Source organism: Providencia rustigianii DSM 4541 (assembly GCF_000156395.1).
Lineage (GTDB): Bacteria > Pseudomonadota > Gammaproteobacteria > Enterobacterales > Enterobacteriaceae > Providencia > Providencia rustigianii.
In genome coordinates, this window is sequence record NZ_GG703819.1 from 926,342 (window position 1) to 940,126 (window position 13,785).

General features: G+C 38.8%; 12 protein-coding genes. 5 read left to right on the top strand and 7 right to left on the bottom strand.

Annotation, left to right across the window (positions count from 1 at the left end; genetic code table 11):
• The first annotated feature begins 655 nt into the window (after positions 1-655).
• Positions 656-1,870 carry a pyridoxal phosphate-dependent aminotransferase gene (locus tag PROVRUST_RS14110; RefSeq protein WP_006815540.1) on the top strand — a complete coding sequence of 405 codons (1,215 nt, stop codon included), beginning with the start codon at positions 656-658 and terminating at the stop codon, positions 1,868-1,870.
• Between the two features lie 479 nt (positions 1,871-2,349).
• Positions 2,350-2,931 (top strand): 5'-deoxynucleotidase, encoded by a 582-nt coding sequence (gene yfbR / locus PROVRUST_RS14115; protein ID WP_006815541.1) that lies wholly within the window; start codon positions 2,350-2,352, stop codon positions 2,929-2,931.
• A 42-nt stretch (positions 2,932-2,973) separates the two neighbouring features.
• Here yfbR and PROVRUST_RS20205 read toward each other — a convergent pair whose 3' ends face one another.
• The 6 genes from PROVRUST_RS20205 to yfbV form a co-directional block, all read right to left on the bottom strand.
• A complete protein-coding gene (locus PROVRUST_RS20205; protein WP_006815542.1) occupies positions 2,974-3,393 on the bottom strand; it encodes a hypothetical protein in 420 nt (139 codons plus the stop codon).
• 25 nt (positions 3,394-3,418) lie between these two features.
• Positions 3,419-3,793 (bottom strand): hypothetical protein, encoded by a 375-nt coding sequence (locus tag PROVRUST_RS14125; protein ID WP_006815543.1) that lies wholly within the window; start codon positions 3,791-3,793, stop codon positions 3,419-3,421.
• A gap of 166 nt (positions 3,794-3,959) precedes the next feature.
• A complete protein-coding gene (locus tag PROVRUST_RS14130) occupies positions 3,960-5,789 on the bottom strand; it encodes an SLC13 family permease (protein ID WP_039855365.1) in 1,830 nt (609 codons plus the stop codon).
• Between the two features lie 84 nt (positions 5,790-5,873).
• Positions 5,874-6,551 carry a sugar phosphatase gene (locus tag PROVRUST_RS14135; RefSeq protein WP_039855497.1) on the bottom strand — a complete coding sequence of 226 codons (678 nt, stop codon included), beginning with the start codon at positions 6,549-6,551 and terminating at the stop codon, positions 5,874-5,876.
• A gap of 166 nt (positions 6,552-6,717) precedes the next feature.
• A complete protein-coding gene (locus PROVRUST_RS14140) occupies positions 6,718-7,212 on the bottom strand; it encodes a YfbU family protein (protein ID WP_006815546.1) in 495 nt (164 codons plus the stop codon).
• Positions 7,213-7,373: 161 nt separating this feature from the next.
• A complete protein-coding gene (gene yfbV, locus PROVRUST_RS14145; RefSeq protein ID WP_039855366.1) occupies positions 7,374-7,829 on the bottom strand; it encodes a terminus macrodomain insulation protein YfbV in 456 nt (151 codons plus the stop codon).
• Between the two features lie 596 nt (positions 7,830-8,425).
• Here yfbV and ackA point away from each other — a divergent pair.
• From ackA to PROVRUST_RS14160, 3 genes are all read left to right on the top strand, one after another.
• Entirely contained in the window at positions 8,426-9,628 is a 1,203-nt protein-coding gene (gene ackA, locus PROVRUST_RS14150) for an acetate kinase (protein ID WP_006815548.1), read from the top strand.
• A 79-nt stretch (positions 9,629-9,707) separates the two neighbouring features.
• Entirely contained in the window at positions 9,708-11,837 is a 2,130-nt protein-coding gene (gene pta / locus PROVRUST_RS14155; RefSeq protein WP_154600492.1) for a phosphate acetyltransferase, read from the top strand.
• 250 nt (positions 11,838-12,087) lie between these two features.
• Positions 12,088-13,113 (top strand): hypothetical protein, encoded by a 1,026-nt coding sequence (locus tag PROVRUST_RS14160; RefSeq protein ID WP_006815551.1) that lies wholly within the window; start codon positions 12,088-12,090, stop codon positions 13,111-13,113.
• A gap of 30 nt (positions 13,114-13,143) precedes the next feature.
• Here PROVRUST_RS14160 and yfcD read toward each other — a convergent pair whose 3' ends face one another.
• Positions 13,144-13,686, bottom strand: coding sequence for an NUDIX hydrolase YfcD (gene yfcD / locus PROVRUST_RS14165; RefSeq protein ID WP_039855369.1), 543 nt, complete (start codon positions 13,684-13,686; stop codon positions 13,144-13,146).
• Between the last annotated feature and the right edge of the window lie 99 nt (positions 13,687-13,785).

Sequence of the window (13,785 nt, forward strand, 5' to 3'; positions counted from 1 at the left end):
AACTCTGGTAATACTAAAATTATCTATATCTCTATGATAATTAAATAAATCAATTTTTACTCACTAACGTTAATTATGCATTTTTAGTTAAGGAACTAAATTATCACCCGTCTGTTGAGTAAGGCTAAATAGTAGCATATTTAATGTAGTTGCAATTATTTTAATGTAAGCACTTTGTGTAACATATGATGTAAAATAACAATTTTATTAATTATCAATACTCTAAATATTAAAATACTATTTTCATTAAGAATATTCTCATTAAAACAATCAATATCGCTAACAAAAAAAGCTAAAAACCAATCTAAAAGCCTCAATCAATGGTTAAATTTATTTCTAGATTCATGATTTAAGATCCTATGTTACAAGGCGATACAATTTTGCGATGTTTGTCATTTAGTTGTATTTCCGGTCCCCTAACTCCAAAACAACGTCAATTGACAGAATTAGATTCCAACTTAATATTAAAAACCAAAACCTTTATCTAACTTATTTTATATTTTAAGATAGCATATAACTCATTTATGTCTAAACCAACCTTTTACACCAAAAATTATCTAGCATCTTCAAAAGCTTCCGAGGGAGGAGTAGAGTAAGGTAATAATGCCGGAACATCCCTATCATACAGTTAGCCCGCTAGGGTAATGAGAGAATCATGAATAACATAACAAAATCCAATAAGCTCGATAATGTCTGCTATGACATTCGTGGGCCAGTTTTAAAAGAAGCTAAACGCTTAGAAGAAGAAGGGAACAAAGTTCTCAAACTGAATATTGGTAACCCGGCACCGTTTGGCTTTGAAGCCCCAGATGAAATCCTCGTTGATGTTCTACGTAATTTGCCAAGCTCTCAAGGTTACTGCGACTCAAAAGGCTTATATTCTGCACGTAAAGCGATTGTCCAACATTACCAAGCCCGTGATATCCATGATATGACGGTTGAAGATGTTTATATCGGAAATGGGGTATCTGAATTAATCGTACAAGCGATGCAAGCGTTGTTAAATAATGGCGATGAAATGCTGGTTCCAGCACCAGACTATCCATTATGGACAGCAGCAGTGTCCCTGTCAGGTGGGAATGCGGTTCACTATATGTGTGATGAGCAGCAAGGTTGGATGCCTGATCTTGACGATATTCGTAAAAAAATCAGCCCACGTACACGTGGTATTGTCATCATCAACCCAAACAACCCAACGGGTGCGGTGTACAGTAAAGAGTTATTGATGGAAATCGTCGAGATTGCCCGTCAACATAGCCTGATTATTTTTGCCGATGAAATTTACGACAAAATTTTATATGACGATGCACAGCATCATTCAATCGCCGCATTAGCCCCAGATTTATTGACGGTCACATTTAACGGCCTATCAAAAACCTATCGTGTTGCAGGCTTTCGCCAAGGTTGGATGGTCTTAAATGGTCCGAAGAAGCATGCTAAAGGTTATATTGAAGGGTTAGAAATGCTGGCATCAATGCGTTTATGCGCTAACGTTCCAATGCAACATGCAATCCAAACAGCATTGGGGGGTTACCAAAGTATCAGTGAATTTATCCAACCTGGTGGTCGATTGTATGAGCAGCGTAACCGAGCATGGGAACTGATTAATCAAATTCCAGGAGTCTCTTGTGTTAAACCACAAGGCGCACTCTATATGTTCCCGAAAATTGACATTAAGCGTTTCAATATTCACGATGACCAAAAAATGATCCTCGACCTGCTACTACAAGAGAAAGTATTGTTAGTGCAAGGAACTGCATTTAACTGGCCACACCCAGATCATTTCCGTATCGTTACCTTGCCTTATGCTGATGATTTAGAAATGGCAATAAACAAATTTGGTCGCTTTTTAGAAAATTATCGCCAATAGCTTTCTACGTTAGCTAACCAATAAAAATAGCCCATAATGGGCTATTTTTATATTTATAACTAAAAATAAAACATCTAAATAAGAGAGTCTTTATTAGATAATTAAATAATAGAAATAAAATAAACCGCGGCTAAGAAAAATAGAACTAAAATTATTGGAAAATATTTCATTTCATCCTCAATATTATTTTCAATTAAATATTACCTTGATTGTAATGATTTAAATAAACCATTCAAATATTAATTACAATAAAGCATAAAAATACAATTAAGATAATCTTAATATGAGCATCTTTATTTGTGTATTTTTTAGCTTAAAAAGTAATTTCATTATTAAATCCTCTTTATTCTGATTGAAGATTATTTTTATCTTTGTCTTAACTAACAACCCATTAGCGAATAAATTCTATTATTCTGATATCTCTTTCGTTGTAATAGCGCTATAATTTTGTAGATTAATTCATCATTAATGAGGGTCTTATGAGTTACTTTTTTGCCCATCTCGCTAGAATGAAACTCATTCATCGCTGGCCTCTGATGCGTAACGTCCGTACAGAAAATGTGTCTGAGCATAGCCTACAAGTTGCTATGGTTGCCCACGCTCTAGCTATCATCAAAAATCGTAAATTTAGTGGAAACGTTAATCCAGAAAAAATTGCCTTATTTGCTATGTACCACGATGCAAGCGAGGTTATTACTGGTGATTTACCAACGCCAATAAAATACCATAATCAGCAAATTGCTCATGAATACAAAAAAATCGAGAAATTTGCTCAGCAAAAACTGTTAGATATGTTGCCTGAAGAGCTCCAAGAAGACTTTAAAGCATTATTAGTGGAGGATTTGCAAAGTGATGAAGATCATTTCATTGTTAAACAAGCAGATACACTTTGCGCCTATCTGAAATGTTTAGAAGAGCTTTCAGCCGGAAATAGCGAGTTTACATTAGCCAAGAAGCGTTTAGAAAAAATGTTGAAAGAAAGAAATAGCCCAGAAATGGAATATTTTATGAAAATTTTTGTTCCCAGTTTTACACTCTCTTTAGATGAAATCAGTAATTAACTCAAAGGTGGGCGCTATTATCCCCACCTTTTGCATTAAACCTTAGCTTTCTTCAATTAACTTAGTACTACAACCTGATGATGATGAAAAGGCAACATACAAGGTTTTCGCCTCACCATTAACACCTAATATTACCTTTCCACGATCTTCTTCCTTGATTGAACAATAGAAATTTTTCTTTGTTGCATATGTTTTACCGCTTATTGTTTCTAATTTAATAAACCAATAGTCAAACGAATTAGGCAAACCTAATTCATATTTAAACGAAAATATATTCTCAGATATTGATTTATTAGGTAAATTATTAAAAAATTTTTCATCAATAAGTCTACTTTCACTTCCTTTATGGGTAAGTCCTGAAACATAATGTAGTACATAAATATACTTTAACTCTTCACCAAAGAAATTTTCGATTGTTGCCTTACCATTATAGTAACGTACTATATCTGTATTATTTACCATAACGCCCCCCTCTATAATCTTCGTATTAATATAGATTCAAGTTTGTTTTACAATCTGATGATGATGGGAAATTGACGTACATTGTCTTTTCTTCGCCATTCATACCTATAGTGACCTGCCCATGATCCTCTTCACTTATGGAACAATAGAAATTATCTTTTGTTCTATATTTTTTCCCTGATAATGTTTCAATTTCCATGTACCAATAGTCTTTTGGCGAACCAATTCCTAATTGATATTGAAATATCAATGCATCCTTATAAATAGTACCATCAGGCATATCAAAGTGCGTTCTGACTTTCGTCAAAAATCCCGTATGAGATAAATACACGCGCTTGAGATGTTCACCCCAGTAATTTTCGAGTGTAACAAACCCTGTTTTGGGTAATGTAATATTCATAATATCTCCGATATATAAAATTAATTAATTTACGGAAATAGACTACAAATTTTTCCTTAAAATAAAAATAACCATAATTAGCAGTATCTTTTTATTTTAATACTGTTAATTATGGTTATTAATTTTCATGATGTAATAGGCTCTACGTGTTAGAGCCTATTACTGTTCAAAAAGGGAATAAAACAGGGATCACGGCTACGCTAATGATCATAACAATAATGGTGAATGGAACCCCCATTTTCAAAAAATCTGAGAATTTATAACCTCCAGGCCCCAATACTAACGTATTTACAGGGGAAGATACGGGGGTCATAAATGCCGCGGAAGCCGCAATACCAATAACCATGGCGAACGGTAACGGAGAAACATCCATTTGACGAGCAGCGGCTATCGCGATGGGGGCCATTAAAACAGCCGTTGCGGTGTTAGATATAAATAGCCCAATGGTGGCACACAGAATAAATAAGCAAAGTAGCATCACATGTGGCCCTAATCCCCCAGCAACTTTCATTAATGCATCAACAGCAAGGGCTATCCCCCCAGTTTCTTGCAGTGCGATAGCAAACGGCATCATCCCCACAATTAAAATAATGCTCGGCCAGTGAATCGATTTATACGCGCTTTCCATATCGATACAGCGGAATTTTCCCATCAATAAACATGCTATCAATGCGGCAATAAAATTAGGAATTTCATTAGTCACCATCATCGCCACCATCAATGCCAAACAGAACAGAGCATGTGGGGCTTGTGAGGATGCAGGTGCAACCGCTTCAACTTCAGCAGCTAAATTCAATACAATAAAGTTACGGGGTTTAGTAGAGAGTACACGGATCAGTTTCCAGTCACCTATGACCAGTAATATGTCGCCTAAACGCAGTGATTCATCCACCAGCTTACCATCTAGTGCCTTACCATCTCGACGGATACCCACCACGTTTAACCCATACCGAGTACGGAACTTAATCTCTTTTAGGCTTTTGCCAAGTAACTCCGAGTCCGGATTCATGGAAACCTCGGCCATGCCCACATCACGGGATTGATCTGAGAAATAATCACCACGGAGGATCATCGGTTCGAGAAGCTGTTCACTGCAAAACTTACGTAATTCATCATCGCTAACGGAGATATCAACTAATAATACATCACGCTCCCGTAATTCAGTTCCCCCGGTAGCACTTACCATAACACGGCGAAATTTACGCCAGCGCTCAATCCCTACTACGTTTGCGCCATAACGGGAACGTAAATGAAGTTCATCTAAAGTGTGCCCAATGAGTGATGAGCCTTTACGGATTGCTAAACGACGCGCACGACCCGCTAATTTATAATCACGGATCAAATCTCGGAAACTCCGTTGATACTTTACTGGCTGTTTATCCGGTTCATTGCTACCTAGCCAACGACGCGTCACCCACATATAACCGATCCCAGCAAATAAAATTAAAATGCCAATCGGTGTAATTGAGAAGAATTGAAAGCTCGGTAAACCTTCACGGACTAATTCGCTGTTGACTACCATATTCGGCGGAGTTGCAACCAGTGTCATCATGCCACTAATCAACCCAGCAAAACCGAGGGGCATCATTAAGCGACTTGGTGAGGTTTTCATACGAGCAGCGACACTTAAGACGACGGGGATAAAGATAGCCACGACGCCTGTTGAGCTCATAAAGGCACCAAGCCCAGCAACAGTTAGCATCAGGAAAACTAACATTTTACTTTCACTGCTGCCTGCCACTCGGACAAGCCAGTCACCCATTTGATAAGCGATTCCGGTACGAACAAGACCATCACCAATAACAAATAGAGCAGCAATCAATAAGACGTTTGGATCAGCAAAGCCCGCTGTTGCCTGTTGTAAAGTCAATGTGTCGCTCAACACAAATGCGACAATAACTAACAGGGCAACCACATCCATGCGAACTTTGTTGGTGGTGAATAAAACAATTGCGATCAATAGGAGGGTTAGTACCCACAGCAATTCTCCGTTCAAAATATCCCCTTTCGACGAAAAAAAACAGGCTAAAGATTTTGCTTAGTTAACCATGTTTTACGGAGAATTTCTTTGATTAGATCGCTATTCGCTGTTTTTTGACATTAAAAGTTCAAAATACCCATCATTGTCAGGTCCCGTAACAGAAATTTGCTCTAATGAACTAATAATTATATCAATTTCACTTCTACGTGGCATGCCTTCTGGTGCATGCACTGCCACAACTTGGCAACCTGCGCTAAGTGCAGAATGGATCCCTGCGGGAGCATCTTCAAAGGCAATGCAATCTTTTGGTGAAAGAGCGAGGCTCAGCGCACCGAGTTGGAAAGGCTCTGGATCCGGTTTTCCTTTCGACACTTTTTCAAAAGTGACCCAGTGTTTAGGCTCTGGTAAACCTGCTGCTACTTGTCGGCCATGGGCAATAGGGACAGTTCCTGACGTTACAATAGCCCAAGGTGCACCAATCTGATTTAATCGGGAAAGGAGTTCAATAGCACCGGGTAAAGCTACTACCCCCTCAGTATCTTCGCTTTCCAGTTTCTCTAACCAACGAAAATGAGTTTGTAGCTCCTCTTCATTTGCATCTGGAAGAAAATGGCGCAAAGTTGTCATTGCGGGTTTCCCATGGATAAAATCGATGATTTCTTGTTTGTTAGCGCCGATCCTATCACCAAAGAGGCACCAACTACGTTCAACGACCGCTAATGAATCAGCCAGCGTTCCATCAAGATCAAATAAAAAACCTTTTGCTTTTAGCTTCACATCGATTCCTTTTTTCATTTGTCCAATACCTATATCACACTCTATTTTCTCATCAATACTTTAGATCACTCTGAATCACAAGCAAAAAACTCGGGAGTATAATCGTTATACTCCCGAGTCAAAGAATTCATAATAATACGACTGTAACCCAAAGAACGATGGAAAATTATGCGTTTAAAATCTGGGAAATTTCTACCGCTGAAAGGTGGTATTGTCGTGGGCATGATTGCCAAATTTTCAGCATTCTCAAATATTTATCCCACATAGGTGTTTGTGAATTAAACCCATGAGTTCCACAATCAAAATGAGTATAGCGCCCTTCTGTATTTACCATAAAACGAACATAACTGAGATAGCGAGCTTCTGTCGCAGCGTCAAAACCTAAAAATTGGACACGACGAGCATCGACACCATGTTTATCTTCCATATTGCCGTAAGAAACTTGCAATGCATGGTACATTTCCATGATTTCAATAACAGTACGACATGTTTGTTCACTGAGCTCACTGAAATCTCGGTCTAATTCACGCATTTGTAAACCAAACCCACGTTCAATAATGGTTTGCAGACGACGATAACGCTCCGCATTATCAGGATCTAGCATCGTCATCATTTTATATTGATTTGATAAGATTAAGCGTTCAGCATTGGTCATTTCCATTACAGCTCTCCGTAGATAATTTTAGGTAATCTTCGCATTCAACAGGAATCATGCACAGATAAAATGCCACTTTTATTGATCTAGACCGGCTTTTTATATTACTTGTTGTTAATCCAAACTTTTTACTGATTTTAGTGGGCAGTAGAAGCCTAATCTGAAAATTAAAGATCTTCCATAAACGTGTTATCTAGCTGTTTAAACGCTTTCCTCAACAGTTCAGCTAACGCCATATAGTCCGGCTGCTGTTCCACTGGTGCCACCGCAATACCTGCCGCAGTAAACTTATCTCGAATTTCATAGAACCAGCTTAATAGCCCTGCGGGTAATGGTGTTGATGCGCGCTTTCCCAACCACCATAAACCTTGCATTGGTAAGCTACAGGCAAATAATGCAGTTGCGATGGCGGGACCCAGTTGTCCCCCAAGGGCGATTTGCCACGCGAGAGTGAATATAGCAATCGGCGGCATAAATCGAATACCGAAACGAATAGCTTTATTAATACGCAGCTCTGGAAATAGTGGCGTCAGCTTTTTTTCCATAGGAAACACTTTCAGATAATGGTTACCCAATCTGAAGCGCTTAAAAAATCCCGGGGGTGTATTTTGCATTGTGCTCATCAATAACTTCCTACTGCTATAATCAAAATATTATCAATTTATTCTTAGCTTACGCCAAACTGATTGTGAACGCACACTCAGAATCCGAATAATCTTTTTTCAAATCTTGCTTAACTCAAGCCGGCTTCAGTAAAACCCGCTATGCTCATGTTATTCTCACAAATATCTAACTTATCGCTATAACTGCACTTTATAGGGCATTTATGATTTTAATCAACCAAAGACCCCATTTCTAAAAAAAACGTATAAAATATAAAATAATTTTAGTAGAATCGACCGTATTTAGAATTCCTGTTGACCTATGTGACTTAATAGTTCTCTTTGTTAAGTAATCAACAGTGATATATTGGGGTTTTGATCGTTATTTCAACACCAAGCCGTTAATTTATTTTTTACAGTTAATTAACAGCATTACACAACGTTAGCTTCATAAAACCCTGTAAAATTGCCGATCCATGCAATTTTTTACGTTAATCATGATATCCATCATGAATGACTCAGTAACAAATGCGCTAGGCTCTAGCTAATTAACTTTTACATTTGAGTCTTTTAGTTTAAAAAAGGCTTCACAACAACAATTAACGATAGGTATTTCCATGTCAAGTAAGCTGGTACTGGTTTTAAACTGCGGTAGCTCCTCACTGAAATTTGCAATCATCGATCCGACTAATGGGGATGAATTTCTATCAGGTTTAGCTGAATGTTTTAATTTGCCTGAAGCCCGCATCAAGTGGAAAATGGATGGCGCGAAAAAGGAAGCTCCTTTAGGTGCAGGTGCTGCGCATAGCGAAGCATTAAACTTTATTGTTAATACTATTCTTGCTGAGAAGCCTGAACTTTCAGCGCAAATTACTTCTATTGGTCATCGTATTGTTCATGGTGGCGAGAAATTTACCTCTTCTGTTGTCATTGACGACGAAGTTATTGCGGGTATCAAAGCAGCAATCCCATTTGCACCATTACATAACCCTGCTCACCTGATTGGTATTGAAGAGGCAAGAAAATCTTTCCCTCATCTGATTACTAAAAACGTTGCGGTATTTGATACTGCTTTCCATCAGACAATGCCACAAGAAGCTTATCTGTATGCTCTGCCATACGAACTGTATTCAGAACACAGTATCCGTCGCTACGGCGCACACGGCACTAGCCACTACTATGTTTCTCGCGAAGCAGCCAAAAGACTTAACAAACCTGTTGATGAACTGAATGTTATCACTTGCCATTTAGGTAATGGAGGTTCAGTATCTGCTATCGTTAATGGTAAATGTGTTGATACTTCAATGGGTTTAACTCCATTAGAAGGTTTAGTAATGGGAACTCGTAGCGGTGATATCGACCCTGCGATTATTTTCCATTTGCATGATTCATTAGGCATGAGCGTTGATCAAATCAACAAAATGCTGACAAAAGAGTCTGGTTTACTGGGCTTAACTGGCGTGACTAGCGACTGTCGCTATGTGGAAGACAACTATGGCACGAAAGAAGATGCAACTCGTGCAATGGATGTATTCTGCCACCGTCTTGCAAAATATGTGGGTGCTTACAGTGCGCTGATGGAAGGTCGTCTTGACGCTATCATCTTTACTGGCGGTATCGGTGAAAACTCCGCTCAGGTTCGTGAAATTACATTGAAGAAACTGGCTATTCTTGGTTTCGAATATGACCACGAACGTAACTTAGCGGCACGCTTTGGTAAAGAAGGTGTTATCACCACCGATAACAGCCGCCCAGCATTAGTTATCCCAACCAATGAAGAGTTGGTGATTGCTCAAGATGCTGCACGTTTAACAGCATAAAAACTTTTGCCGCCAGCTTTATGCTGGCGGTACTGCTTTAGAGTAACCAAAAAACGAGGTTCCCGTGTCCCGTACAATTATGTTAATTCCTACAGGCACCAGCGTTGGTTTAACCAGCGTCAGCTTGGGTGTCGTCCGCTCGATGGAACAAAAAGGTGTCCAACTGAGCGTGTTTAAACCAATCGCACAACCACGCGTTTCTGGTAATAAAGATCAAACTACTGAAGTTTTACGCTCTCATTCAAGCATTACGACCATTGTTGAGCCATTAACAATGGAGTATGTAGAATCCCTGCTAACCTCTTCTAAAAAAGACGTTCTGATGGAAGAGATTGTGGCTCGTTACCATGAGCACACTAAAAATGCAGAAGTTATTCTAATTGAAGGCTTAGTTCCAACTCGCAAACACTCTTTTGCTCAATCACTCAACTATGAAATTGCCAAGACTCTTGGCGCTGAAATTGTCTTTGTTACCGCACCAGGTAATAGTTCAATTCAGCAAATGCAAGAGCGTTTGGAATTGGTTCGTAATGAGTTCGGTGGACAGCGCAACGAAAGCATCATTGGGGTTATCGTTAATAAAGTTAACGCGCCTGTTGATGATCAAGGCCGTACTCGCCCTGACCTATCTGAAATCTTTGATGATTCAACCAAAGCGTCTATCGCGAATATCGATACGAATGCGCTCAATGGATTAAATCTGCCTGTATTAGCAGCCATCCCTTGGAACTTTGACCTGATTGCTACTCGAGCAATCGATATGGCAAAACACTTAAATGCAGAAGTGATTAACGAAGGTGAAATCAATACTCGCCGCGTTAAATCCGTCACTTTCTGTGCGCGCAGTATTCCACATATGCTGGAACATTTCCGTCCGGGTTCATTGTTAGTGACTTCAGCTGACCGCCCTGATGTCTTAGTTTCTGCATCACTTGCAGCCATGAACGGCGTAGAAATTGGTGCCATCTTATTAACTGGCGGCTACCACATTGATGCTCCGATTCATAAACTGTGTGAACAAGCATTCGAAACTGGCTTGCCAGTATTTATGGTTAAAAGCAACACATGGCAAACTTCCCTGAATCTGCAAAGTTTCAGCCTTGAAGTGCCAGCTGATGACCATGAGCGTATTGAAAAAATTCAAAACTATGTGGCTCGCCATATTAGCAGCGATTGGATTGAATCTCTGGTTGCGGATTCTGAGCGTCCAAACCGTCTGTCACCACCAGCATTCCGTTATCAGTTAACAGAACTGGCACGTAAAGCAGGCAAGCGTATTGTTCTGCCAGAAGGTGATGAGCCACGTACTGTTAAAGCAGCATCAATCTGTGCTGAACGTGGTATCGCGACTTGTGTTCTTTTAGGTAATCCTGAAGATATCCGTCGTGTTGCTGAGTCTCAAGGTGTCGAATTGGGCGCTGGTATTGAAATTGTTGACCCAATTAAAGTTCGTGAAGAGTATGTTGCTCGTTTAGTTGAATTGCGTAAAAGCAAAGGTATGACCGAAGTGGTTGCTCGCGAACAACTAGAAGATAACGTAGTTCTCGGCACGCTGATGCTAGAGAAAGGCGAAGTTGACGGCTTGGTTTCTGGTGCGGTTCACACCACAGCAAATACTATTCGTCCACCGCTACAGTTAATCAAAACTGCACCGGGTAGCTCATTAGTGTCTTCTGTGTTCTTTATGCTGCTACCAGAACAAGTATTTGTTTACGGTGACTGCGCAATTAACCCAGACCCGACAGCAGAGCAGCTATCTGAAATCGCTATTCAATCTGCAGATTCAGCAAAAGCTTTCGGTATTGAGCCTCGCGTTGCAATGATCTCTTACTCTACAGGTAACTCCGGTGCGGGTAGTGATGTTGAAAAAGTGCGTGAAGCGACTCGCTTAGCACAAGAAAAACGCCCAGACTTGATGATCGACGGTCCATTACAGTACGATGCTGCAGTAATGGCAGATGTGGCTAAATCTAAAGCACCAAATTCACCTGTTGCAGGTAAAGCTACGGTATTCATCTTCCCAGACTTGAATACCGGTAACACCACTTATAAAGCGGTACAACGTTCTGCGGACTTGGTCTCTATCGGTCCAATGCTGCAAGGTATGCGTAAGCCGGTTAACGACTTATCCCGTGGCGCACTGGTAGACGATATCGTTTATACTGTTGCGTTAACTGCTATCCAAGCGGCACAAAACGAAAACGCTTAATTTTTGTTATTAAGCATTACGTTAAAAGGTCAATCAGGAAACTGGTTGACCTTTATTTTTCATCGCTATATGAAAGCGTATTTTCTATCATTGAATATCATTACCCTCGATATTATTATCTATTAATATAAGAGCCTGTATGTTTAATTCGATAAAAGTGAATGAAAAATTCGATTAATCTAAAATTATTCAACACTATAAAAATACAATAAAAAATGAATTTTCAAGAAAAATAATTGGTATTGATAATATGAAAAAACTTGAGGATGGCCTTTGCTATGGACTAACTCATCTATTCTTGCGTTATGCTCACGCTAATTATGAACGAACTTTCGTCACCGAATTTTATCGTGAAATAAAACTAGCTAAAAATAAAGGAAACCTTACAGACAAAAGCAATTCCTTTATAAATAAATTATTTCATTCCGCATCAAAAATACAATTGCTCAGTGATAGAATTATCAATATCCATAACACAAGATGTGACTTTAGCTATCCACCACAAAATCATAATGAAACTATTGAAAATTATTTAATACGTATACTTAAAATAAATATAATTCAATCTTCATCTCATAAACTGTCTAGCACAGATTCATTAAAGTTTTATGAATTAACAATGCAACTCTACTTTTATACTTATTTTCCAAACCTTAGAAAAAATTTATTGAAAGATAAAATGCCTTTTGAAATTGATTGTATTAAAGAACACTCAAAACAAGTTAAACAAAAGTGTTCTAATCACTATCAAAATAATTTATCAGCTAATAGCATTGAATCCTTTTTTAAATTATCCGAATGTTTTCAAACTAGTTTACTAAAAAAAATTTTAGAGAATAAAAATAAAAAATATGGAATTTTTTATGAGCCATACCGCTCCGCAAAAAAAATATCAGAATATAGTTACAATGAAAAAATGACACTAAAGCAGTTCAAGCAAAAAATTGACTTACGTTTAAAAAGGAAACAGGACACCATCAGTGATTTTTCATCACAATTCCATGCGATGGGAATTGCTATCAAACATCTAGATGGTGTTCCCATATTTGAATTTTTTGAACCCAATAAAGGGTTAGTCATTACAACTGAAAAAGAAAAGTTTTTCCGAGTATTAGATAAAGTGTCTAATAATTATACATTTTTAAAAAATAAATCTGGAGAAAAGGTTATTGATGCCAATATATCTTACGCCGACAAGCTCCATCAATACCCTCTATCCGATAAGATCAAAGAGCCCAAGCTCACTAATCACAAAAACACAAAAGGACTACTTTAGTAGTCCTTCTTGGGTATTAATAGTTATAGCTTACTCTGGGCTTGAGCAGCTGATCGCTTTATTTGACTCATTATTGCGTGTTAACCAAAGAGATAGCGCTTTTAATGAGTCCGGCGTGAACTCATCACAACGTGCAGTGATCTCTTTGGGAGTCAACCAACTCACTTCGACCACTTCACTTTCTTGTAAGGCAAAAGGACCATGGCTAACACAACTAAATAACCCACCCCATACTCGACAATTTTCATTCTCAAAATAGAATGTGCCATGTTCTGCAAAAGGAACACCCGCAACACCAAGTTCTTCTTCTGCTTCACGCTTAGCTGATTCTAGGATATTCTCATCTCGCATAACCACTCCACCGGCAGTGGCATCTAATAACCCCGGGTAGAAATCTTTAATGTCCGTTCTTCGCTGCACTAAAATTTTCCCCATACCATCATGCACGACGATGTAAGTAGCACGATGTCGCAAGTTTTCAGCGCGCATTTGACTACGCGTAGATTGTGCTATCACATTATTGTCTTCATCAACAATATCTACCCACTCCACGAATTCGGTCTGTTGTTCCATCCTGAAAACCTTATTTAGCCTATTCACCAGAAATACCTCGCTACAAAGTATTCTTTTCATCAATATGATGCAAGGGATCCTAACCAAATTTGCCGCTGG

Bases quoted from the DNA above. Each gene is read 5' to 3' on its own strand.
- PROVRUST_RS14110 (WP_006815540.1), top strand. From the start codon at position 656: ATGAATAACATAACAAAATCCAATAAGCTCGATAATGTCTGCTATGAC.
- yfbR (WP_006815541.1), top strand. From the start codon at position 2,350: ATGAGTTACTTTTTTGCCCATCTCGCTAGAATGAAACTCATTCATCGC.
- PROVRUST_RS20205 (WP_006815542.1), bottom strand. From the start codon at position 3,393: ATGGTAAATAATACAGATATAGTACGTTACTATAATGGTAAGGCAACA.
- PROVRUST_RS14125 (WP_006815543.1), bottom strand. From the start codon at position 3,793: ATGAATATTACATTACCCAAAACAGGGTTTGTTACACTCGAAAATTAC.
- PROVRUST_RS14140 (WP_006815546.1), bottom strand. From the start codon at position 7,212: ATGGAAATGACCAATGCTGAACGCTTAATCTTATCAAATCAATATAAA.
- yfbV (WP_039855366.1), bottom strand. From the start codon at position 7,829: ATGAGCACAATGCAAAATACACCCCCGGGATTTTTTAAGCGCTTCAGA.
- ackA (WP_006815548.1), top strand. From the start codon at position 8,426: ATGTCAAGTAAGCTGGTACTGGTTTTAAACTGCGGTAGCTCCTCACTG.
- pta (WP_154600492.1), top strand. From the start codon at position 9,708: ATGTTAATTCCTACAGGCACCAGCGTTGGTTTAACCAGCGTCAGCTTG.
- PROVRUST_RS14160 (WP_006815551.1), top strand. From the start codon at position 12,088: ATGAAAAAACTTGAGGATGGCCTTTGCTATGGACTAACTCATCTATTC.
- yfcD (WP_039855369.1), bottom strand. From the start codon at position 13,686: ATGGAACAACAGACCGAATTCGTGGAGTGGGTAGATATTGTTGATGAA.